The following is a 24,067-nucleotide window of genomic DNA, read 5'->3' as shown; positions in this document are numbered from 1 at the left end:
TGCTCTGACTGGTTAATAACGATAATGGTGTATGTGATTGGCTTATCATTTATGCTGTTACAGTTCTCTTAACCACATAATCGGAAAGAATAGATTCAGAGTGATGCTGCGCACGATACTATTTGCTATATTGCTGCTTTTGCCCGGATGTACGGATATATTTGCCGAAAGGTGGTTGTCCGCGACACTTACGGAGCTTGGGGCCGGTAATCTTGACAGGATCCTTATCATTGGTGCGGGTGTTGTTATTACTGTTTTGCTTGTGTTCATCGGTTTCCTTTATCTCAACATAGATAAGAGGAAGCGGGTCGAGACCGAGTTGCAGCGTGAGCGTGATCTCATGGGCAGTATTATGGAAACCAGCCCCATGGGTATTCTGGTCATGGATAATGACGGCAAGATTATTTTTGCCAATGATCAGGCGGCTCGGGTGCATGGTGTGGCTCGTGAGGAGATTATCGGCAGGCAGCATAATGACCCTGTCTGGAAGATCTCCGCCCACGACGGTTCTCCTTTTCCTGATGAGAGGCTGGCTTTCAACCGGGTTATGAAAATTCGCAATGCGGTGCTTGATATCCGTCATGCCATCCATTGGGTGGACGGGCGTAAGGTGCTTCTTTCCATTAATGCTTCCCCGATCATTTCCGATGACGGCAGTATTAAAAAAGTTGTTGCCAGTGTGGAAGACATTACCACCAGAAAGAAAGTGGAAGAGGCTCTTAAAGAAAGTGCCTACCGCTTCCGGTCATTGGTCAAGACCGCTGAAAGTGTGATCATACTCCTTTCCCCGGACAAAAAGATTCTTGAGTTTAACCGCATGGCCGAGCAGCTTTTCGGCAGGACCCGCCATGAAGTATTGGGCCGGGACTACTATGAATTGTTTGTCCCTGAACGGCTCTGGGCGGATCATAACCGTCAGTTTGCCACTGTCCTTTCCGGCAATCCTTTGCGGTTGCTGGAAAATTATGTGATTGCCAGAGGCGGCGAGGAGCGTATGATCCAGTGGTCCCTTTCACGCTTGCTGGATGCCAAGGGCGGCGCGCTGGGGGTACTTGCTGTGGGTCAGGATGTTACTGAACGCAAGCGCAGTGAAGTTGAGCTTTGCGAAGCCCGTGATGCAGCTGAGGAAGCCAGCCGTGCCAAGAGTGAATTTCTTGCTAATATGAGTCATGAAATCCGTACACCCATCAGTGCCATCATCGGTATGAGTGAGATGACGCTGAGCACCGATCTTACCGGGGAACAGCAGGGCTATCTGGTGACGGTTAAAAAAGCTGCGGAGTCATTGCTGCATATTATCAATGATATTCTTGATATTTCCAAGATTGAAGCTCGCAAGATGGAACTGCGTCCCGAAGATTTCAACCTTTTTGAAATGCTGGAAAAGCAGCTTTCCGTACTTAAGGTTCAGGCCGAGGAAAAGGGGATCGAATTGCGTGCCCATATGGGTGACGATGTCTCCCGTTGCTACCACGGTGATGAATATCGGCTGGGTCAGATTATTATCAATCTGGTGGGCAATGCCATCAAGTTTACTGAGAAAGGGTACGTGGAAATTTCAGTGGACCATGCGGGAAGCTTTGAAGAAGGAGCTGTCCTTGAATTTCGGGTCAAGGATACCGGGATCGGTATTTCCGATAATAAGGCTGAAAAACTTTTTGAGAGTTTTGTGCAGCTCAACGCCGGTTATTCAAAACGCCATCCCGGCAGCGGGTTGGGATTGGCGATTTCACGCCAATTGGTGGAAATGATGGGCGGGTATATTACTTTCACCAGCAAGGAAGGTTGGGGTTCGGAGTTCAAATTTACAATCAAACTCAAGTCCAGTGTGGGGGAATGTGCTGAAACAGATACTTCCTTCTTTGAGGAAGGGGGAGATGGTAAGGGACTTGTAGCCCGTATCCTTTTGGCTGAAGATAATGCCACCAACCAGCTTTACATCGCCCATTTTCTTACTGAGCAGGGATTTGAAGTGGAGACTGCCGAGAACGGCCTTGAAGCTCTGGAGCTGCTTGAGAAGAGCGGACCTTTCGATGTGATCCTTATGGACGTGCAGATGCCTGAAATGGACGGACTGGAAGCCACAAAGAGAATCAGGCAACAAGGGAATGATATTCCCATCATCGCCCTTACCGCCTATGCCATGGAGGGGGACCGCGAGAAATTTCTCAGCAACGGCATGGATGCCTATTCTTCAAAGCCGGTCAACATTGATGAATTGGTTCAGATCATCGGTAAGCTGGTACCCCATTCAAAACATTAAAATAAAAGGATGCTGCTAAACCCGTAGGATTTTAGCAGCATCCCGTATTTTCTATTGCTCAGTAGTTTTCTCTTCAATATTACCCACAAGATCCTTGTGCAGGATTCCGGCAATCTGTTCCTTGAAGTCCATGAGTTCTTTTTTGTTGATTCCGGCAATGATGTCTTCTGCGGATTTGATTTCATCAAACCCTCTATTCATGGAGCAGATAAGGTGGATCCCTATTTTTCTGCCTTCAAGGTCTACTGTTCCGAGGATGTTTGATTGCTTGATTTTTTTTCTTACTGCCTGCGGGAGCTGGGGAATGGCAAGCAGCATGTCGCGGGGATAGAACAGATAGCCGAAGGAAAAGTTTTCGGCGGTGAAAGCGTCATTCTGGAATCCGCTGTTGAGGTCCAGATCACTGCCTTTGGCTGATTCCAGCATCTGCATGATGTCCGAAGCGATAGTTTCTGCGTAACCTTTGTCCATGTTGTTTCTCCCTGAAATATTATGTAGCTTTTAGGCTGTTCGCTTGTAATGAAATTAACCCTGCATCAACTGCGGGGCAAAAAGAGAATCAAGCATTTGCAGCATGCAGATGTCAAGCTGATACGGAGGGATCTGCACATGAAATCGTATAGACATGAGTTATGGTTCGAAGTTCCGGGCAGGCGCGCTTTCATTATTTTTTGAAGTTGGTCTTACCCCACGGCTTGAAAACCGAGACCCAGACCAGAAAGATCAGGCAGCCGAAAACAGCAAAGGCTGAAATTTCATTAAGCAACTGGCTGCGCAAATATTCCGGTGTTTGCAGGGCCATTATTCGGGTGTTGCCGGAGAGATCGCTCATGTGCTCCAACCAAGGCATGTAGAAAGCGAATCCGAACATTATGAAGCCGAGGTTGATAGCCCATTTGGTGATTATCCATTTGAATTTGAAAAATCCCCACGCGCTTTTCCATGCAAAGATAAATCCGGTGAACAAACAGCCCAGTGCCCCGGCGGTGACTACGTACTGGTCTACCAGCTTGAGGCAGACATCCCGTCCGTAGAGGGCTTCCCCGGAAGAGGGCACAAAAAGGCAATGCAGCAGAACCAGTGAGAGGGCGCCGCCGCCCCAAAGGCAGGCACTGATCATATGCAGCGCGCGAATCCATTTGGTCTGTCGGGCGGTTAATTTTTTCATTGTCTGGTTCTATTGTAGATGTTCAGGATCGTCTTCAGCAGGGTGTCCCTTTTAATAGGCTTGGACAGGAATTCGTCCGCCCCGGCTGAAATGCATTTTTCCCTGTAATCTGCGGATACGTGGGCCGTCAGAGCTATTATCCCGGTTGGGGGAAGATTGTTTTCCTTTTCATGTTTCCTGAAGTTAACAAGAAATTCAGGGCCGTCCATGACCGGCATTTCCATGTCGAGCAGGATTATATCAAAATCATCATTCACAGCCAGTTTTAATCCCTGCGCCCCGTCAGCTGCCATGGCAAGGGTTGTGTTTGTATCTTTTAGAAAGTGCCTGATCAGGTCCCGGTTGGGAATGTTGTCCTCGGTCAGCAGAATTTTCATTGACGGCAGTTCTTGAAAACTGGGGCCGTCGATTTTCTTTTCCAGTTTGCAGGAGAGCTCTAGTAGGTCCATTACATTGCGCTGGAGTAGTCTCCGGGATGTCGGAAGTGCTTGTCCGCGTCCTGCAATGCCTTGTTCAAGGTGTTTTTTGTCAAAACAGGCTCCCTGCTGGAGCATCAGCACCGGGGGAAGCTTCACTCCTTCCTTTTGAAGTGACTGAAGCAGCTTCAGACCTTGGGCGTTTTTCAAATTAAGGTCATAAATAAACAGCTTGTATTTGTCCTCCTGCGGGGGCGAGATCAGCATTTTCAAGCTTTCCACTGTGGAGCACGGAGTCGGGGTCCCCTTGAAGTAGTTCAGGGTTTCGCAAATTGACCCCAGGGTTTCCGGGTTGCGCACTGCTACCAGTATTTCGGAATACCCAAGATCCGGTAGTGCCGGGGTCTGCTTTTCCGGGGCGTGAGGCAGCGGCAGGGTGACCATGAAGGTACTGCCTTTGCCGGGGGTGCTGCTGGCGGAAATGGTTCCGCCCATAAGCTCAACCAGTTTGCGGCTGATGGAAAGCCCGAGTCCTGAGCCTCCATATCTGCGGGTGGTTGAGGAATCCGCCTGAGAAAAGGGTTCGAATATAGATTCCAATTTTTCCGGGGCAATGCCGATTCCGGTATCGGATATTGTGAAAGTTATGTTGTCCGGGGAATTGCTTTCCGGGGCGCGGGAAACTATCAGGGACACCTCACCGCTATTGGTGAACTTCACTGCATTGGCAAGGATGTTAAGCAGTATCTGGCGTATGCGGGTGGAATCACCTATAACCACTTCCGGTACATCCGGCTTGTAGCGCATGACCAGTTCCACATGGCGTGCGGATGCGGCTGTGGATTGAAGGTTCATGAGCGATTCGGTTTCTTGCAGCAGGTCTACGGGAATAGACTCCAGCTTGACGTGATTGGCCTCAATTTTGGAAAAATCAAGGATATCATTGATGATGGTCAGCAATATTTCGCCGGAGGATTCGAAAATATTAACATATTCGCCCTGTTCTTCGGATAAATCGGTGCTTTTGAGCAGGTCGGCAACACCCAGAATGGAATTCAATGGAGTGCGGATTTCATGGCTCATGCTGGCGAGGAAGGCACTTTTGGCCTCGTTGGCTTCTTCTGTTTTCAGGATGGCCTGTTCAAGTCTTTTTTCTGTCTTTTTATGTTCTTCAATTTCCTGATTCAGGTCTGCGGTTCTGTTTTTTACTTCTTCTTCAAGTCTTTTCTTTTGTTTTTCCACAGTCCTGGTGCGTTGATGCACAATAATAAAGAAGAGCAATATCGCCATGAAAACCAATCCGGATTTAAACCATGCGGTTTTCCAGAACGGGGGGATGATAGTCAGCTTCAAGCTGGCTCCCTGTTTGTTCCAGATGCCGTCACTGTTGGAAGCCCGGACCCTGAAGAAGTAGCTGCCATGGTCGAAGTTGGTGAATGTGGCAGTGGCGTCAGGATACGCATCTATCCATTCATCGTTAAAGCCTTCAAGCTTATACTGATATTTATTCAGCTTCGGGTTCTGGTAGTCGAGAGCGGCAAATTTGAAGCTGAACATGGCATCTTTCCAAGAAAGGGTTACTTTATCTAACTCGCTGATGTTCATCCCCAGATGGGCTGGAGCCCCCATGATTGTCAGCCCGGTAATAATTACAGGAGGGGGAGTGAGGTTGATTTTAATATTGTGTGGGTCGAACATGTTCAGCCCTTTCAACCCGCCGAAATACATTTTTCCGCTTTGACCTTTGTTATAGGAATTAATCCAGAATTCAATCCCTTGCAGTCCGTCTGATGGACCGAAATTCCATACCTGCCCATTGACGGGATCAAGTCGGGAGATTCCTTTGAAGGTTGAAACCCAGACATATCCTTTACTATCGAGGCAAAGCCCCTGAATGCCGTCATTGGCCAGTCCGTTTTCAACTGTGTATCGGGTGAAGATTCCGCTTTCCGGGTCGAATCTATTCAAGCCGGAATCCGTACCCAGCCATAACGAACCGTCGGCTGCTTCGGCAATGGGAGTGACCCGGTTGTTGGAAAGGGAGTGTGGGTTTCCCGGCTCATGGCGGTAATGTTTGAAAGTGCCTTTCTCCCGGTCCATGAGATTCAAGCCGGCATTGGTACAGACCCAGAAATTGTTGTTGCTGTCCTCAAAAATGTTGCGGACCCTTTTGTGTCCGAGGCTGCTCGGATCTGAGTCCGAGTGTTTGTAGCGTTTGAAATCTCCGGTTTTTCGATCAAGGCGGTTGAGGCCCTTTTTGCTGGTCCCGATCCAGATATAGCCCATGCTGCCTTCGTATATCCACCAGATATTGTTCTGGCTCAGGGAATTGGAATTCTTTTTGTCCCATTTGTATCTTTTGATAATTCCTTTGGTTTTATCAATTACAAAGACACCTTTTTTGCGGGTCCCGACCCAGATCAGACCGGAGTTGTCCTGAAATATGCAGTTGATCCTGTTGCCTGAAAGTTTCCACGGTTCCGGGGATTTGGTGGTGTAGGTTCTGATTTCACCGGTTCGGGGATCGTAAGTGTTAAGGCCGTTCTTATAGGTTCCGACCCAAAGCAATCCTTCTCTGTCTTCAAGTACTGCGCTGACTTCAAGGCCGGAAAGGGTGTTCTTTTTCCACGGTTGCCTTTTCAGGATGCCGAAGGCCTGCATTTTCGGAGGGAGTTTGCTAAGCCCGTCCGTGTAGGTTCCGACCCAGATAACGCCGGAATTATCTTCCAGTATTCTGGTTACCTTGTTGCTGCTCAGGCTCTGCGGATCTAGCTGATTGTTCTTGAAGAAATCAAACTTCATTTTTTCAGGTGCCGCAGTAGCGGTTAGCGGGTCCCTTTTAGCTAGTCCTTCAAGGGTTCCGAGCCAGAGATTTCCGGAGTTGTCCTGATAAATGTCGTTAATTTCAAGAGATTGAAACAGGGTTTTGAATTTACCTATGCCGGGATCAAGAATGGAGACTCCTTTCTTGGTTCCTATCCACAGCTCACCTTTCTTCTGCTGGTAGAAGCAGAGTACTGTGTCATCACACAGAGAATCAGGATTTTCCGGGTTGTTCAGGAAGTTTTTGAATGTTCTTTTTTCATCATTATACAGGTTCAGGCCAACGGCAGTCCCTGCCCAGATTCTACCTTGCCGGTCTTCGTAAATGGACCTGATTTCGTTATGGCTGATGCTGCCCGGAAGATCAGAGTGCTGGAAGCGGATGAATGTTTTTGCGTCGCTGTTAAAAATGTTGAGACCGTTGTGGGTACCGATCCATAGACGGTCTTTTGAATCCTCAAAGATTGCACTTACGTCTTTTCCGGAAAGTGAATTGGAATTTCCGGGAATGGGTTGATGGTTTTCAAAGCTGTCAGTCAAACGATCGTAGCGATTTAATCCGCCTCCCTTGGTGCCGATCCATAATGTCCCGGACTTGTCTTCATAAAGGGCGCGTATGTTGCCGTCTGAAAGCTTTCCCTGTTCCGTTCCCCCTTTGTAGACTTTAATGTCCCTGCCGTCATAGCGGTTCAGTCCATCATAGGTTCCGAACCAGAGAAATCCCCGCGAATCTTGAAGCATGCATAGAATTGATGATTGCGACAGTCCTTCACTTAGGGAGAGGCGGTCAAACCTTAATTCTTCCTGAAAAGCGAATGAAGGTGTTATAGAAAAAAATAAGAATATCAGAACACCTATGAATGTTGTCGCAAATCTTATGCTCTGTGACATGCGTAAATACCTGTGGAGTTTCAATTGTCTGAAATTATGATGCGTTGTTGCCGATTACGTTGAGAGAACAGGTTTGATGCGCTCAAGAGCCCAGTCCACTTGTTCTTCGCTGATTACCAATGGAGGTGCGAATCTGATGATATTATCGTGGGTTTCCTTGCATAGCAGACCGCTTGCTTTAAGCTTTTCACAATACTGCCGTGCCCCGCCGGCATCAAGCTTGAATTCTACAGCCAATAGCAGACCGCGGCCGCGTACTTCTCTGATTTTGCTGTTGTTGATGGAGTTGAGCCCGGCGAGAAAATTTTGCCCCATTTTTTCGGCGTTACGGATCAGGTCTTCATCCTTAAGTACCTTCAGGGCTTCTCTTGCAACGGCGCAGGCCAGCGGATTGCCACCGAAGGTGGAGCCGTGTTCTCCGGGTTTTAGTACGCCGAGGACCTCGGTGTTGGAAAGCACTGCCGAGACCGGGTAGAAGCCGCCGGAAAGGGCCTTGCCGACAAGGGTTATGTCCGCTTCAATTTCTTCGTGTTCTTCGGCCAGCATTTTTCCTGTACGTCCAAGTCCGGTCTGGATTTCGTCGAGGATCAGGTTGACGTTGTTGGCTGTGCATATTTCACGGACTTTTTTCAGGTAACCGTCTGGTGGAATGATTACTCCGGCCTCGCCTTGGATGGGTTCCACCAGAAAGCCCACGGTGTCCGGGGTTATGGCGTTTTCAAGGGCTTTATGGTCTCCGAAGGGGATAACCTTGAATCCGGGGGTAAAGGGGCCGAAGCCGCGCCGGGAAACCGGGTCGGTGGAAAATCCTACAATGGAGATGGTCCGACCGTGAAAATTGTCGGCGCAGACGATGATCTCCGCGCGGTCCTCAGGAACTCCCTTGACCATGTAGCCCCATTTGCGCACTGCTTTGATGGCTGTTTCCACAGCTTCTGCGCCGCTGTTCATGGGCAGCACTTTGTGTGAATTGGTTAGTGAGCAGAGTTCTTCGTAAAACAGGCCTAGCTGGTCATTGCGGAAAGCCCTTGAAGTCAGGGTCAGTTTGTCCAGTTGATCCTGCATGGCTTTTTTTATGCGCGGGTGGCAGTGGCCCTGATTAACAGCGGAGTATGCGGAAAGGCAGTCCATGTACTTGTTTCCTTCCACATCCCAGACCCAGACTCCCTCGCCTTTTTCTATTACAACATCAAGAGGTTTGTAGTTCTGCGCGCCAAATTTGTCTTCAAGTTCAATGTAGTCGGACTGTTTCATTGTGTTTTCTCCACTTTTTATCTTTATCTTTGTCTATATAAGATGGTTCTGTTTTTGTCAGCCTCCTTTTTCAAATATAATCGATTACCTGTATGGCTTTCCGTTAATATTTTTTTGCGGTTTTAAGGAAAATAATAGGAAAGTATTTATATGGGCTTTATTTTATATGAAGAGTAGTATTATATTAATGCTACGTGCGGTGTTTTTTAGAGGGAAAGCGGGGAGGTCGTATGTATAGGATTCTTTTGGTCGATGACGATGAATCGTGGCATATGATTTTTAATAAAATGGCAACTGAAAGACTCCATATTTCGTGTTGTTCCGGTGGGTCCGAGGCGCTTGATCTTATGAAAAAAAGCGGTCCTTTTCATGTTATTGTGTCAGATTATGAAATGCCGGAAATGAACGGTGTCGAGTTTTTAGCCAAAGTCAAAGAGGTTTCTCCATCTACAGTAAGGATTTTTATGAGCGGAAAGGCTGACCTTGCTGTGGCGGTAGAAGCCGTAAATTCTTGTGGTATTTTTAGAATTGTAGCCAAACCCTGTACTCTCAAAACATTGAAGAAGACCTTGCGGGATGCTTTGGAGTTTCATCGTTTGTCAAACGTTGAGTCACATATGACCAGCAAGATGACTCGAGGTATTATCCGGATGGTCAGTGATATTGCGGCCATGCATAACCCCGGTTTGAACAGCCGAACTGCCAGGATTTTGCCGCTGGTAAAGTCTTTGAGCAGGAAATTGGGGGATCCTGATCCATGGAGCACCGAGGTCGCTGCTGTGCTGTCCTCCATCGGGTTTATTTTTCTACCTGATCCTTTGCTGGATAAGGTTGAGACGGGAGATGTTTTCGGAAGTGTTGATTACGGTATTTTTATCAAGCATACGGAATATTCTTCCAAGCTGTTGTCCAGACTTCCGCACTTTGAGGATGTTTGTACAAAACTCTCTTTGCAAGAAGCCCACTATATGGCGGAAGGCAGTGACGGGGGGTTTTCCATAGATGAAATTCCTCTCGGGGCAAGGATTTTAAAGGTTGTCTCCGATTATGATCGACTTAAGTCTGGAGGACGGGGGGCAGGGGCAGCTCTTGCCATGATGAAATTACGGACAAATAGATATGATCCGAAAGTCGTCAAAGCTCTTGGCGGAATTTTGGGTTCCGAGGCACAATACCATATCCGCGAGGTGTATCCTTTGGGGCTTACCGAAGGTATGGAGTTGGCCGAAGATGTTTATGGAGTAGTCAAAGGTAAAAAAATGAAGTTTTTGTCAAAAGAGCAGGTGCTCGACTCAAGAATAATAGACTACATTCATAGAAATGCTGAAAATATAGTAGATATAACAAAAAAAATATCCATAAAAGAAAAAAATATATTCTGACTGTTGTCGTACGGTAAGTTGATATGCCCAAGCTCAAAGATGGTGAACATATGGTCGATGTCGATCTGTTGAGGCCCGGAGTTTATATTAAACTCGTGGGTGTGCCATGGTATCGACATCCATTTTTGACCAGCAGTTTTAGGATTAAGGATTTTGAGCAAATTGAGACCTTGCAAGCTTTGGGGATTGCCAAGGTCATTTGTGTCCCGGACAAAGGCCTGGTCGCGCCATTGAAAGCTAAAAAAAAGAAGTCAGGTCCGCGTCCCGCCAAGCTTCAATCTGCTCCTGTTCCTGACGCGATGTTCAAAGAGAAGAAAGAGCGGATGGAAAAGCTTAAGGAGAAGAAAAAATCCGTTGCCCGTGCAGAGCATAAGTATTCTTTATCCGTACAGCAGGTTGAAGAGCTTATGTTTTCCATTACCAGAGGTAATATGCAGTTTTTTGAAGAAGCAGAGACTTTTTCGAAAAATTTAAGCCGTTATTTTTTAAGTGATTGTGAAGCTCTTATGCATGTTTTAAATTTGCAAATGGATAAGAGCGACACAGTGTATTATCACTCCATGAACGTGACGGTATTATCCTTAATCTTGGGAAGATCGATAGAGTTGGACGAAGAGGAGATGCGCATACTCGCACTGGGAGGTCTTTTTCACGATATCGGCAAGTCAAGGATTGAAAAGAAAATTTTGCATAAAAAGGGAAAGCATACAAAGTTAGAAGCGGAACTCTTGCGCAAGCATCCTTTTTACGGTGTGGATATTCTTTCAGGCTGTGACAATTATCCTCCAGAAGCAATGGAGATTGTGTATGAGCATCATGAACGCTGTTGCGGAGGAGGATATCCCAGAGGATTGAAAAGAGGGGAAATAGGAAAACTGGCTAAGATTCTGGCCATTGCCGACTTTTACGATAGCCTCATAAACAAACATGATTCGACCTTATCACTGACTCCATATCAGGCGTTGTCGTATATGTTTTCCAAAAGGGCCGGTTATTTTGAACCTGATTACCTGTCTGCATTTATACAATGTATGGGTATTTATCCTCCGGGAACAGTAGTTGTTCTCAATGGAGAAATGATCGGGATGGTTATTTCCGTAAATCTTTCCAAGCCATTGTTTCCCAGTGTTGTCATATATGATCCACAGATTCCAAAGAGAGAGGCTCTTATTCTTGGTCTGGAAGATGAGCCTGAATATTCAATTACCAATTCTATTAATCCCGCTAAGCTCGCGTCTGAAGTTTTCGATTATCTGTCGCCGCGCAGCAGGATGATTTATTTTGTGGATTCTGACTTTTCGGAGCCAAAGAAGAAATGAAAATCCCCCTGTTAACAGTAACAGGGGGATCGTTTTTATTGGCTTTTGCGCTGGGTGACGTCCACTTTTTCCACCCATTTTGAACCGCTGGGCGGCTCGTAAGTGGCAAAAGATTCGATAAGCAGGTCCGGGGTCTCGGCAGTGAGCAGTTTTTCCCGATGCATATCTTTGAGGAAACCTTCTTTTACTACGTCGCCTAGAAAGGAGAGCAGTTTGTCGTAGTAGCCGTCTACATTGAGTAGGCCGCAGGGTTTGGAATGGAAACCAAGCTGGGCCCAGGTGAAGATTTCAAAAATTTCATCCATGGTCCCGATGCCTCCGGGCATAGCAATGAAGCCATCGGAAAGTTCTGCCATGAGGGCTTTGCGCTCGTGCATGGAATCGGACACATGCAGCTCGGTGAGATCCGTATGGGCTATTTCGATTTTGTAGAGGCTTTCCGGGATAACGCCGATTACTTTACCCCCGGCTTCCAGTGCGCTTTCGGCGAGGATGCCCATCAGCCCGGTACGCGAGCCGCCGTAAACAGTGGTTAAGCCGCGTGCGGCAAGTTCCCGGCCCATGTTACGGGCAGCCTGGGCATATTTAGGATCATTACCGGGATTGGCACCGAGGAAGATGCAAATGCTTTTCATTATATCTATGACTCCTTGGAAGCGGGAAGATCAGTTCAGGATTCCTTCTCGTTTCGGTAAAATGAATTGTAGGCGAGGGTTAAAAGGACCGCGAATCCGGCCGAGGCAACCCCGAGGGCTGCATTGTAGAAGGGTGGGGCCGCAAGTGCAAGCCTGATCAACAGGGTAACCAGCGCGAAGCCTGAGTTCCTGAAAACTGCGTGGAAAGACGGTAGAAAACGTTGGGAAACCAGCACCAGCAGAATATCGCTGAAAATAAGTATGGTGTAAAAAGTACTGAAGAAGTCAAAGGCCGGTTTTCCTGTGACTGCGCAGAAGAAAACATAAACTCCAAGTCCCATAAATAAACCGAGCAGCAGCAGGGAAACCAGCTTTTTAGAGGCTACATAGCGGAATTTAAAAGATGGTTTCAGCTTTGGTAATGGTTTCTGGATGCGGTAGTACACTCCCAGCAGGACAAAAACCGCAAAGGCTCCCACTCCATCCGACAAAATCTGGTAAATGGGGGTCATATCTCCGGTAAAAGTGATCGGTTCCGGGAAGTTCACTAATTCTTTGAAAGAATTGCGTATAAGGATCAGGCAGAGAATTTCAAGCTGCTTACCAACGGATTTGGAAAGGGAGCAGGGCAGCACGAAAATAAAGCTGATGACCTCCAGCACAAGTACTAGAGTGAAGGCTATGCCCACTGCTGCGTAATGGCTGGTCGGTGTTTTGGCGGCAATTGCTTCCGGGAGCAGGCCTTGCCTGCCCAGTTCAATACCCAGAAGGGCCGCCAAAAAGCACGCTATCAGTATTCCGGCCACTGCCCGTTCTGTTTTTTCGTTTTTCCAGAATGCGTGCAGGGGGTCGAAGGCGTAAGTTGCCAGTTCGTATACTGAGTATTTCATATGAATTTTACCACGATTATTGTGCAGTCATCTTCAAGCGGTAATCCGTTACGGTGGGCCGCCACTTCAATGAGTATGGTGTCAACCATCTCCTGTGCTGATTTATGGTAATTATCCCTGATAAGCTGCTGTAATTTGTCTTTTCCGAATTGTTTGCCGGCGGGGCTGTGCGCTTCCCATATTCCGTCGGTGTAAAGTACAAGAATCTGCCCTTGTTCCATCTGGGTCAGGTATTCGCGGAATTGGTATGTCTCATCAACTCCCAATGCCAAACCTTCGCCGAGGAGCTGGTCAAATGTGTCTGTTCCGGGAGAGTAGATCAGTCCGGGGTCATGTCCGGCCCTGATCCAGTTTACGGTTCGTTCCTGCGCATTACAGATGGCTACAAACATGGTCATGAAGTGCCCGGTCTGGGCGCAGTCTTTGGTTATAAGGCGGTTGACTTCTGATGCGGAGTCCACCAGCGATTTCCCGCGCCCGGACAGAGCACGCATGTAAGCTCTGGCACTGGTCATGAGCAGGGCCGCGCTGACACCGTGTCCGGACACATCGCCGATGGCGGTGGAAAAAGTTTGCGGTCCGCAGGTGGCGCAGCCTACAAAGTCGTAATAATCCCCACCAGTCTGTTCGGAAAAGGTACAGCGTGCTCCGATTTCAACCCCATCGATATCAGGCGGGGATTGCGGGAAGAGTGATTGCTGGGCTTCATCGGCCAGACTCAGGGCCTGCCTGATTTTTGAATGTTCACGCAGTTGCGGGACCATGTAGTTGAAATTTTGTGCAAGGTCGCCCAGTTCGTCCTTGGAGTGGAAGTCCGCACGGGCATTCCAATCACCTTCCCCGACTTTTATCATGGCTTCGGAGAGCTTGCGGATGGGGGTGGATAGGCTCTGGGAGACAAAATAGGCCACAACAGCGATGGCTAGTATCACCGCAAATGCGATTAGTGATGTTCCCTCAAACTGGTTGACAATGCTTTCCCGGACGTACTGCTCGGCTTCATCTGCTTCGGCTGTAAATTCATGGATCGGGGTAATGATCAGGATAGATATCGCCGTGTTGACGGGACTGTAAGTCCACAAGGAGGGGACTCCCTTGTAATTCATCTGTAGAACGCCAGAATATTTGTCCACGACATCCCGGATCAGGGTTTTAAACTCAGGATTGTCTTCAGTCAGCCACTCTTTTTCCGGAGGAGCCTGCCAGAAGCGCCCGTGTGCCGGGTGGATTTGTTTTTCTGGCTGCTCCTTACCTATTTTACCAATTACCAGCAATGAGTTCTGGTGGGCATCGTCTCGATGAAGAGTTGTAACCATCATTACTTTTGCTATCTGCGTGTCGGTTGAGACAAGGGCCTCGTTCAGGCTTTCCCCTATTGGAATGACCAGTGAAGCAACCCCGATGAATTGACCGTCATTATTGTATAGTGGGGCACTTAACCTGTTGCACAGACTTTTGGTAGCTGCATCCGGTGATGGCAGGGTCCAGTTAGCTTTACCTGTTTTGCGTGCTTCCTTGTACCATGTATGTTTTCTGGGATCATATTTCCGGGGAAAGGAATTGTGACCCGGGTAGCTGGCAACAAGCCCGTTTTCAAGAATAATTTCCTGCCAAAGAATCAGATTTTTTAGCGTTTCGGCACACGAATTAAAATCGTCCAGTAGTGGGGAGATTCTGCTGATGTCTGCTTCCGCTTGTTTCCGGGACAAATTTCCGGCCAGCCAGAAAGAGATGTGTTCAAATGTGACGGGCAGGTCGATGAGGTCGCCGCGTTGGACTGCAGCCATGGTGGTATGATCGCCTCTGCGGTTTGAACCTTTGCCCATGAGGGCGTGTTTTTTATAGGCCGGATTGTTGATAAGGTCCGGCGTGTCGAAGCTTTTGTGCTGGGTGGTTATAAAAGCATTTTTGATTTTCGGTACAGCATCATCATCGTTTAAGCGCAGCTCTGCTTCTCCCTGAATGCTTTTCAGGGTGGTCTGGTAGAGCCGTTCTTCAATATCAATCATAATCGCAGCTCCCTTGGCCTGCTCGGCAAGGGTCTGGGTGGCCCGTTCAAGCAGGGTCACACGGGTCTGGGTCTGCAAATCTGCCCCCAGCTCCTTAAGCGAGTTCATGCCGTGGGTTCTGAGCACGAATAAAGGAGTCAGGGAAAAGGTCAACAGGATGATGAGCATTTTCCAGCGGATTTTCATAAAAGTATTAAAACCTATTCAAAACTAATATTCAATGATGAAAACGTTTAAAACATCCTCTTTTTTGTGGAGCTTAATTAAAGAGTACCGTAAGCGCGACGACAACTCCAAGTGATGGCAAGAGGTTGGCGAGATTTATCCGTTTGATTTCAAGCAGGGTCAGGCTGATACCGATGATGAGCAGCCCTCCGCAGGCGGTAAGCTGGTCGATGATCAGCGGGGAGAACCATTCTTGAAACGAACTGGCAAAAATAGTCAAGGCTCCCTGATAGATAATAACAGGGATGAAGGAAAAGAGTACTCCTATTCCATAAGAGGAGGCAAGGGCGATGGAGGCAAAGCCGTCCAGCATTGCTTTGGTGTAGAGGATGGTGGTGTCTCCTTTGATTCCTTCCTCCAGAGAACCGATGATAGCCATGGCCCCGATGCAGAAGATCAGGGAGGCGGTGATCATGCCGTCAATAAATCCGGTGTCTTTGGAACCTACTTTCTTTTTCAGCCATCCGGCTCCGCGTTCAAACATGGTGTCCAGCCGCAGCAGTTCCCCGATGATTCCGCCGATGAGCAGGCTGAATATAAGCACGAGTATATCCTGTACTTTCAGGGACATCTGGATGCCGATCAGGATAACGCCGAGGCCCAGTGCCTGAAAAATAATTTGCCTGATGCGTTCAGGGAATCTGCTGTGCAGGAGAATGCCGATAATGGAGCCGCCGATAATAGCAGCACCGTTGACGAGCGAGCCGGTTGGGATCATGGGAATCTCTTGTTTAGAATTAGTGAAAGGAAGTTAGAAATAGCACTGAGTTACCCGGTTTACAATAGAGTAAAGTATGAACCTGTCATGAACTGGCATTGCCTTGAATGATGTAATTTTAGACGAAGATGACTTATATATTGCTAAATGCTCTTGACAGCCTTAACCTCATCTAATATTAACAATCCCTCACGCATGCCGGGATGGCGGAATTGGTAGACGCAGCGGACTCAAAATCCGCCGGGTTCACGCCCTTGCGAGTTCGAGTCTCGCTCCCGGTACCAGATAATACAAGGACTTACAGCTTTTGAGTTGTAGGTCCTTTTTTGTTTGGGTTGAATTTGTTCCCACTATATTCCCACTTTTTGCAAAAAAGTGGGAAACTTTAATTTTTTATGAATAGCACTATTGATGGTTTGGGCTATGGATATTTTCCTTATTCAGCCAGTTTTGAGAGAAAATGATGACTCTTAAGGTGGGAGAGTAAAAAAAATGAAAAACTATTAGAGCCACAAATATAGCTCAAATCTTTAACGCGACATTGATCAATGTCAGTTTGTCTCCTGCTGTTTTTGTATATTGAGAATGTCAGTCTTAATTGTGATATTTTTTGATACAGAACGATATTTTTTGAGAATTTTTGATTTTGTTTGGTTTTGTTTGATTTAGTTTGGTTTTATGTTTTATTAATTGATATGATTATGAATTTTCGAAGAGCTCCTTCCTGAGTATCAAAAAATGGCATAGTTTCTCATGGTGTCCGAAGGCAGGACAGGTAAGGTAGGCCCACTTTTTCAAAGCGGTGTACCTTACGTCCTGCTCAGCCTTGGGCTGAGGGTGGCTTATTCACCTTCGGTTCAACGCAATTGAAAAGACAACCGTGAGGAAATTTGATTCGTGCCCAGTAAAAAGAAAGTCATCAAGACCTATGTTTCTGAAGAGGAATACCAGCATATCTGCGTAACCGCAGAGCAGTGCAGTTTGTCTCTGTCTGCTTTTACCAAAGCCGTATGTTTGGACTATGAAATCAGAAGCAGCACAGATCAACAGACTCGCCGGGAACTCTTGAAGCTCAATGGCGATCAGGGCCGTCTGGGTGGTCTTTTAAAAATGCTGATTCTTGACGACGATGACAACCGGAAAGCGGCTGAAAAGCTGCTTAGAGAAATCGGTCAAACTCAAAAGAAAATAGTCCAGAAGGTGAGATCTATATGATTAGCCGCAGGGTTGTTTGTAAGCCGAAAAACGATAATTACCGGAGGCTGGCCCAATATATTGCCGACGCCAAGCATAAAGGCGAAAAGAGCCTCATGTCATGGTGTGCAGGTTGCTGGGCCGGTGATGATTATGATCTGGCGATTCAGGAAGTGCTGGATACTCAGGATCTGAATAAACGAACCCGTAAGGAAAAAACCTATCATTTGATTGTGTCCTTCAGGCCGGAAGATGAGTCCGTCCTTACGCCGGAAGTTTACAAAGAAATTGAGCGGGAGTTTTCCAAGGTTTTGGGCTTTGAGGAGCACCAGCGGCATTGCGGAGTTCATAAGAACACCAACAACCTGCACATGCACATCGCGTACAACATGATCCACCCGGAAAAACTGACTAGACACGAGCCCTACCGTGATTTTTATAAGCGTGACCGGCTGCACCGTGAGCTGGAACAAAAGTTCGGTCTGAAGCTCGATAACGGCAGGCAAAAAGAGTTGCTGCCTAAGCGCAATAACGATCGGGCAGCAACTTATGAAGCCCATTCCGGCCAGCAGTCTTTTGATTCATATGTAAGGGAGCGCAAGGATTTTATTTTGGAGTCCTTGCGCTCTGCGCATGGGTGGCAGGAGTTTCATGAATTTTTAGCGCAGATCGGCGTCGAGATCCGGCTGCGCGGAAATGGCTGTATCATCAAAGACCGTCATTCCAAGACGGCCATCAAGGCCAGCCGACTTGACCGTGATTTTAGCAAGTCCAAACTTGAGACCCAGCTCGGTCATTATCAAAAGCCCATAGAATTCGTGGAGAATGAAAAGGATAGGTACGTAGCCCGTCCTCTGCATAAGCAGCGTGGCGAACTTTACGCTGAGTATAAGGCCGCTGTAGCCGATAGGAAAAAAGTGTATGAGGCATTGCGGGAAGAACAGGATGCCCGCTGGAAGCAAATCAATTTTGATTGGGATGCCAAGATCAAAGCTATACGGAAAGATAACAAGCTGAGGCCCAAAGACCGAAGTCGCTTAATTGCTATTGCTACCGGCAGAAAGACGGCAGCTATGGAAGTTCTAAAAAAGGACATGGCTGAAAAACGTGCGGATTTGCGGCAGCAAACCCCCTTCAATCGCTGGAACGATTATTTGAAATGGAAGGCTGAAAATGGTGATGAAACTGCTTTGCAGATTTTACGGTCAAAGAAGGAGCCGATTCAAAGCAATCCCTCACCTGAATTTGCTGGAACAGCAGCAAAAGTTTCAGATTTGAAAATCAAGCAGAGCCAGTTTAAATCAGATTCAAGTTTAGCATGGAAAGATAAACGGAAGCTTTTGTCCATTTCCAAGATGCTCCAATTGCAGGCAGAAGAGGCCAAGCGTGTGAACTATCCTGATCAACGGAATTTGGATCAAATGACTTGGCGTGTGGATTCGTCTGGCAACGTCCTCTACATGCTGAAAAACGGAGCCATGGTTAAGGACAATGGTGATAAGATTTTTTTCAGCGTGAATGATCCGGGGGCAAAACGGGTGGCGCAGAATTTTGCGCGGATGATGTTTGGGCGTAATGTTAAGGTTTCTGGAAATGAAATTCACAAATTCTCAGTTTCTCGTAATGTGGGGTGGCATATCTGAGTTTTGCTAGTCGTTGGCTTGGTGATATGTTTGAAGTGTTATTTAGAGATCTTTATTTTTCTTTGCCTCACCCCCGTTTTAATGTTAGTTGTTATTTTGTCTATACGTAGCTTTGCTCCATGATTTAGGGGTGTGGTTTTATGCCTGAAAATGCACTGCCGGAAATAGGTAAAATTATTGCCGTTAACGGGGAGGCCTTTGCGGAGTCCCCGACTGGCTTGCGTCCTTTGGAGACGGGAAGCCCTGTTTATGAAGGCGAAGAATTGGTCACTGGAGCCGGTGCCAATCTTGAAGTGCGTTTTGTGGATGACACCCTGCTTTCCCAAGGGGAAGGGTCGCGAATTTCCCTTGATGATTATGCTTTTGATTCCAGCGGAGGGTCTTCGGATTTCTTTGTGGATATTACACAGGGAACCTTCCGTATGGTTACCGGTAAGATTGCCGAGCAAAATCCGGAGCGCTTTAAGGTGGGGTCACCTCTGGCCACTATCGGGATCAGGGGCACCATTACCCTGCACGAAGTCCTTCCGGGACAGGGGGAGAAGCATGGCGTAGAAGAAATCCATAGCGGTAAAGCCTTGTTGGTTCAAAGTATCGATGGTCAGTTGCGCCAGATTTCCCAGCCGCAAGCCATTGTTGATGTTTCTCCGACCGGTGCTCTCAGTACTGTGCGTACTCTTTCCACTCAGGAAATGACTTCATTTCGTGATATTGCCCCTGCAAGTATACGTCATGAACAGGAAATCCGGCAGGAGCGGGAGGAAGAAGAAAAAGAAGAGGATGAAGTTCAGGATTCTGAAGAAGAGACTTCTGAAGCTGAAGATGAGAACAGCGAGGAGAATGCCGAAGGCGCAGAAGGCGAAGGCGCAGAAGGCGAAGGTGCAGAAGGCGAGGACCAGAGCGGTGGTTCCGAAGGCGAAGCGCAGTCCGGTGGTTCCGAAGGTGCAGGCCCGTCCGGTGGTTCTGAAGGCGAAGGTCAGACTGGAGGGGCTCAGGATGAAGGCCGAACCGGAGAGCAACAGGGCTTGCCCGGTGATGTGGAGCCCGGTGGTGGAGAACTTAACGGTAATGGTGTCATAAATGCCGGTAACGGTGTTGTTTCCACCAGCGGTAAAGGCGCGCTTGTTAATAAGGATGAAGTTGACGGCAGCAGGGTCAAGGGTGAGCAGGAAAAGATTGGCGATGCCAACAAACCTGAGAATGAAGGCAATGACCCCAATGCGCAGCAGGCCGGAGAAGAAGGCACCGGAGATGAAGGTGGAGGAGATGGCGAAGGGTCTGAAAATGCGGACGATATTTTAGGCGATCCTTTGGGGCAGACAGGCGTAACCACAGGCACAGCTGTCCCGGGGACGGGAACAGCTCCTGTTCAGCAGACTTCGACACAGACACAGCCTGCCGAGGGCGATAATGACGATGAAGATGACCCGCCGGATCAGGGTGACGATGGGGCAGGCTCTTCCGGCGAAGATGAATCCGGTGATTCCGGCAGTCAAGGTTCTGACGAGAACTATATTATTACGGGTACCGAAGAGGCAGACTCTCTTTTAGGTACGGCTGCTTCCGAGATTATTTATGGACTGGGCGGAAATGACACCATCGATGGTGGTGCAGGAAATGATTCCGTATACGGCGGCTCCGGAAATGACCGCATTATGGGCGGCGCAGGGTCTAATTACATAGACGGCGGCGAAGGTTCGCAGGACGGTATTTCATATCAAGATTCAACTCAGGGGATTGAACTTTCCACTTCGGCCGGGACTGTGGTCCACAGTGGCGGAACAGATTCTTTTGTCAACGTTGAAGGGTATATAGGCTCAAGTAGTAACGATACGTTGACCGGTAAAGACGGTGAAGAGTATTTTCAGGGCGGCAAGGGAGATGATGTTATAGATGGTGGTGTGGCCCCTTCCTCCAGCGGCAGCTCTTCCCGTTACAGTTCCGGCAGCAACGATGACTGGGATATCGCCTCTTATGAAAAAGCAGACGGTTCCGTACAAGTCGACCTCAGTGCCGGGACGGCAACTGGTGCAGACGGAAACGACACCTTGAGCAGTATCGAGGAGGTTATCGGTTCCGCATACGCTGATATCCTGACAGGTGATGCATATGATAATTTTTTTCAGAGTAATGCCGGTGAGGATTCTATTGATGGCGGTAATGGATACGATACAATAAGCTATTATGCTGCTTCAGGGGCGGTACAGGTTGATATATCCGCCGGAACAGCAACAGGCGCCGACGGCAGTGATACCTTTACCGCCATTGAAGGTGTCGAAGGGTCAGAATATGGCGATGTCCTGACAGGTGATGATTTCAGCAATGAATTCAGAGGACGCGCAGGAGACGATACCATTGACGGCGGTGACGGCAACGATACTGTTGATTACAAGCACGCCTCAGCCGGCGTTTATGTAAATCTGGCCGCAGGAACTGCTACCGGTGGTGATGGCAACGACAGGCTGATCAGCATTGAGAACGTGGAAGCTTCCCAGAATTACAATGATACCATCATCGGTAATGACGGGGAGAACCGCTTTAAGGATCGCGGCCAGACTGATGATACTTATGACGGCGGCCAAGGTAGTGACTCTCTTACCTACCATCAGGCTGATTCCGGTGTTGTCGTGGATCTGGCGGAAGGGACTTCTTCAGGTGGTGGGGGAAATGATTCCATTTCCAATATCTGGAATATTGACGGCTCGGATTATGGTGATACCCTGATCGGCGGTACCGGAGACGGCAGCGCGTATTCCGTCTGCAATCTATCCGGCGGAGAGGGAGACGATTTTATTGTCGGCGGCAGCGCCCATTACAATCATCTTGATGGTGACGACGGCAACGATACCCTTACCGCAGGTGATGGGCAGAATGCCTATCTTAATGGCGGATCAGGCAATGATACCCTTACAGCTACGGGGGGGCATGTCCAGATGATCGGCGGTGCCGGACAGGATACTTTTGTTTCCGGTTCCGGGCAGGATGTCTACAGTTATTCTATGCCAAGTGATGGAGATGATACTGTCATTGGTTTTGACAGCAGTGCTGATAAATTTAATTTTATCAGTGATAATTTTAGTGCTACTGCAGAATTCCGCACTGTCTCTTCAGCTTATGACGGTTCCAACGGAGGCATCGGCTCCAGTTATTCCGCTTTTATTTTTGATGCCGTTAACCGCCAGCTCTGGTTCGATTCCAACGGAGATGATGCCGGTGGTAACACCCTGATTGCCACTCTGGACGGAACCGATTTGGTCCAGCAGGAAAATATTCTCATCAATAATTCTCCCCTTGTTGTTCCCGGCCCTACGACCCAAACCGGAACAGCTGGAAATGATAATATCGTAGGTAATAGTGACAGCAACACCATTTACGGTCTGGCTGGCAATGACGCTTTATTCGGTAATGCAGGAGCAGATGTTATTGAAGGCGGCGCGGATCATGATTCTATTGAGGGTGGAGACGGGGACGATGATCTCGATGGCGGGGACGGTCATGACAATCTGGTCTATGTCAATGCCGAGAGCGGGGTAAATGTTAATCTGGCTGACGGAACCGTCACTGGCGGAGCCGGGAATGACACTATCGCAAATTTTGAAGTCATTTACGGATCAGCTCACGATGATTCGCTTATAGGAAATGACGAATATAACCAGATAATGGGTAATGATGGCGATGATTACCTCGACGGCCGTGGCGGCTGGGATATGCTGGAATATTATCATTCCACTTCTGGTGTTAACGTCGATCTTGTCGCCGGAACTGTTACCGGGGGCAGCGGCAATGATACTGTCCTTAATTTTGAGCATGTGGTGGGCAGTGAGCACGCAGACACAATTGCAGGCAATGACGAAAACAACACTCTTGAAGGTAAAGGCGGCGATGATTCCCTGAGTGGCGGCGGAGGTGACGACCGTATTTACGGTGGCGCTGGTGATGACCGTATTGATGGCGGGGATGGAAACGATTTTTATGACCATGGCTTTACTTCATCTGGAGCAGAGATCGATCTTGCCGCCGGGACTGTCAGCAGCGATGAAGGGGAAGACACACTTATAAGTATTGAAAATGCTTACGGCTCATCCGAAGGTGATACGATAACCGGTTCTGCCGAACGCAACATGATTTATGGGCAGGACGGCGATGATACCATTATCGGCGGTGCAGGGGCCGATATGCTTGACGGTGGGTTGGGCAATGACGTTTTTGTTTACGACACCCTTGAGTCCAGTACTGTCACCATTGAACAGATTGTTAATTTTTCCTCTACTGACGATTCCCTTGATTTTGATGGTTCAAAATACAGCTCCTCATCAGCTTATGTGAACTACACCGGAGGCGGAAATTATAATGGAGAGAGTGCCGGACTTGGGGCGGGAACGGCCTTTGTTTATGATTCCAACAACCTGCTGTGGTATGATGACAACGGAGATGCGTCCGGAGGGTTGCATTTTATTACGGAAGTTATCGGCCTGACTGAGAGCAATATCACTGTGGACGGGGTTGCCCTTAACCCCAGCGGTGTTACCCAGTCTGGAACTAGCGGAGATGATAGCCTGATTGGAACTATGTTTGCCGATACACTAAGCGGGCTGGGCGGGAATGACCTGCTCAATGGATATGGCGGTGACGACAGTCTCGACGGCGGTGCGGGTAACGACACCCTGTACGGCGGATCCGGGGATGACATAATTTCCGCTTCTTCCAATACAAACCATTTCTACGGCGGTACCGGTGCGGATACCATGACCGGCGGTTCTTACATTGATTATTTTTATCTGAATTCCGGTGATGTAGAAGCTGGTGAGGCCATCGATGGCGGCGGCACGGACTATGTTCAGGTGGATTCTTCCACAGATGCATCCGCCGGTGAGGCCTGGTTGAACATTGAAAGGGTTAATCTGGGTCAGAATGTGACCCTGACTGTCAATCAGGCCCAGCTTGCAGCCTTGCAGGAAGTGATCGGTAACTACTCTGGAACGGAAAGTATCTCGGTAACCAATACCAGCGGCAGCGATACCTTTGACCTTTCCGGTTATGTGCAGGGCAACAACATGGACGCATTCAGCGTCTATGGCGACGACGGCGCGGACAGCTTCATAGGCAGTGTCGGCCAGTGATCATTTCTACGGGGACGGCGGCAACGATATCATTTCCGGCGGTGCGGGCGACGACACCCTGTCCGGCGGAGCCGGGAATGACATAATTTCCGCTTCTTCCAATACAAACCATTTCTA

The 24,067-nt window shown here is 48.2% G+C and carries 14 protein-coding genes, 1 tRNA gene and 1 pseudogene; 8 read left to right on the top strand and 8 right to left on the bottom strand.

The features are described from left to right. Positions 1-175: 175 nt before the first annotated feature. Positions 176-2,263: a PAS domain-containing hybrid sensor histidine kinase/response regulator gene (locus FMS18_RS19630; RefSeq protein WP_239061120.1), complete on the top strand. Its 2,088-nt coding sequence runs from the start codon at positions 176-178 to the stop codon at positions 2,261-2,263. A gap of 51 nt (positions 2,264-2,314) precedes the next feature. On the opposite strand, the gene FMS18_RS19625 is transcribed toward FMS18_RS19630, so the two are convergent. The 4 genes from FMS18_RS19625 to rocD all read right to left on the bottom strand — a co-directional run bounded on the left by FMS18_RS19625 (position 2,315) and on the right by rocD (position 8,815). Continuing rightward, positions 2,315-2,734 carry a hypothetical protein gene (locus FMS18_RS19625; protein WP_163296356.1) on the bottom strand — a complete coding sequence of 140 codons (420 nt, stop codon included), beginning with the start codon at positions 2,732-2,734 and terminating at the stop codon, positions 2,315-2,317. Between the two features lie 193 nt (positions 2,735-2,927). Continuing rightward, on the bottom strand, positions 2,928-3,431 hold the full coding sequence (locus tag FMS18_RS19620) for a hypothetical protein (RefSeq protein ID WP_163296355.1): 504 nt from the start codon (positions 3,429-3,431) through the stop codon (positions 2,928-2,930). After that, the gene (locus FMS18_RS19615; protein ID WP_163296354.1) at positions 3,428-7,561 is read right to left on the bottom strand and encodes a hybrid sensor histidine kinase/response regulator; all 4,134 of its coding nucleotides are present in this window, start codon (positions 7,559-7,561) and stop codon (positions 3,428-3,430) included. Before FMS18_RS19615 ends, FMS18_RS19620 begins: the two co-directional genes overlap by 4 nt. A gap of 54 nt (positions 7,562-7,615) precedes the next feature. After that, positions 7,616-8,815, bottom strand: coding sequence for an ornithine--oxo-acid transaminase (rocD, locus tag FMS18_RS19610; protein WP_163296353.1), 1,200 nt, complete (start codon positions 8,813-8,815; stop codon positions 7,616-7,618). 230 nt (positions 8,816-9,045) lie between these two features. On the opposite strand from rocD, the gene FMS18_RS19605 reads away from it, so the two are divergent. Next, entirely contained in the window at positions 9,046-10,197 is a 1,152-nt protein-coding gene (locus FMS18_RS19605) for an HD domain-containing phosphohydrolase (protein WP_163296352.1), read from the top strand. A gap of 23 nt (positions 10,198-10,220) precedes the next feature. Further along, on the top strand, positions 10,221-11,516 hold the full coding sequence (locus FMS18_RS19600; protein ID WP_163296351.1) for a DUF3391 domain-containing protein: 1,296 nt from the start codon (positions 10,221-10,223) through the stop codon (positions 11,514-11,516). Between the two features lie 35 nt (positions 11,517-11,551). On the opposite strand, the gene FMS18_RS19595 is transcribed toward FMS18_RS19600, so the two are convergent. The 4 genes from FMS18_RS19595 to FMS18_RS19580 form a co-directional block, all read right to left on the bottom strand. Next, positions 11,552-12,151 carry a TIGR00730 family Rossman fold protein gene (locus tag FMS18_RS19595; protein WP_163296350.1) on the bottom strand — a complete coding sequence of 200 codons (600 nt, stop codon included), beginning with the start codon at positions 12,149-12,151 and terminating at the stop codon, positions 11,552-11,554. Positions 12,152-12,186: 35 nt separating this feature from the next. Next, positions 12,187-13,041 carry a hypothetical protein gene (locus FMS18_RS19590; RefSeq protein ID WP_163296349.1) on the bottom strand — a complete coding sequence of 285 codons (855 nt, stop codon included), beginning with the start codon at positions 13,039-13,041 and terminating at the stop codon, positions 12,187-12,189. Beyond that, complete coding sequence (locus FMS18_RS19585) at positions 13,038-15,236, bottom strand: SpoIIE family protein phosphatase (protein WP_163296348.1); 2,199 nt, start codon at positions 15,234-15,236, stop codon at positions 13,038-13,040. The genes FMS18_RS19590 and FMS18_RS19585 overlap by 4 nt, the downstream gene beginning before the upstream one ends. Before the next feature lie 73 nt (positions 15,237-15,309). Then, a complete protein-coding gene (locus tag FMS18_RS19580; RefSeq protein ID WP_163296347.1) occupies positions 15,310-15,993 on the bottom strand; it encodes a DUF554 domain-containing protein in 684 nt (227 codons plus the stop codon). Between the two features lie 197 nt (positions 15,994-16,190). On the opposite strand from FMS18_RS19580, the gene FMS18_RS19575 reads away from it, so the two are divergent. The 5 genes and pseudogenes from FMS18_RS19575 to FMS18_RS21110 all read left to right on the top strand — a co-directional run. Beyond that, positions 16,191-16,277 (top strand) — tRNA-Leu (locus tag FMS18_RS19575). A 613-nt stretch (positions 16,278-16,890) separates the two neighbouring features. Next, positions 16,891-17,208, top strand: a complete 318-nt coding sequence (locus FMS18_RS19570) for a conjugal transfer protein TraJ (RefSeq protein ID WP_163296346.1) — start codon at positions 16,891-16,893, stop codon at positions 17,206-17,208. Continuing rightward, on the top strand, positions 17,205-18,830 hold the full coding sequence (traI, locus tag FMS18_RS20790; RefSeq protein ID WP_239061118.1) for a TraI/MobA(P) family conjugative relaxase: 1,626 nt from the start codon (positions 17,205-17,207) through the stop codon (positions 18,828-18,830). Before FMS18_RS19570 ends, traI begins: the two co-directional genes overlap by 4 nt. A gap of 140 nt (positions 18,831-18,970) precedes the next feature. Beyond that, positions 18,971-23,950 carry a FecR domain-containing protein gene (locus tag FMS18_RS20520; RefSeq protein WP_203544714.1) on the top strand — a complete coding sequence of 1,660 codons (4,980 nt, stop codon included), beginning with the start codon at positions 18,971-18,973 and terminating at the stop codon, positions 23,948-23,950. Further along, positions 23,937-24,067: pseudogene (locus FMS18_RS21110) on the top strand (hypothetical protein); the annotation flags it as partial. The gene FMS18_RS20520 and the pseudogene FMS18_RS21110, both read left to right, overlap by 14 nt.

It is taken from the genome of Desulfovibrio sp. JC022, from assembly GCF_010470665.1.
Lineage (GTDB): Bacteria > Desulfobacterota > Desulfovibrionia > Desulfovibrionales > Desulfovibrionaceae > Maridesulfovibrio.
The sequence above is the reverse complement of the archived record's forward strand: the minus strand, read 5'-3'. Positions and strand labels throughout refer to the sequence as shown.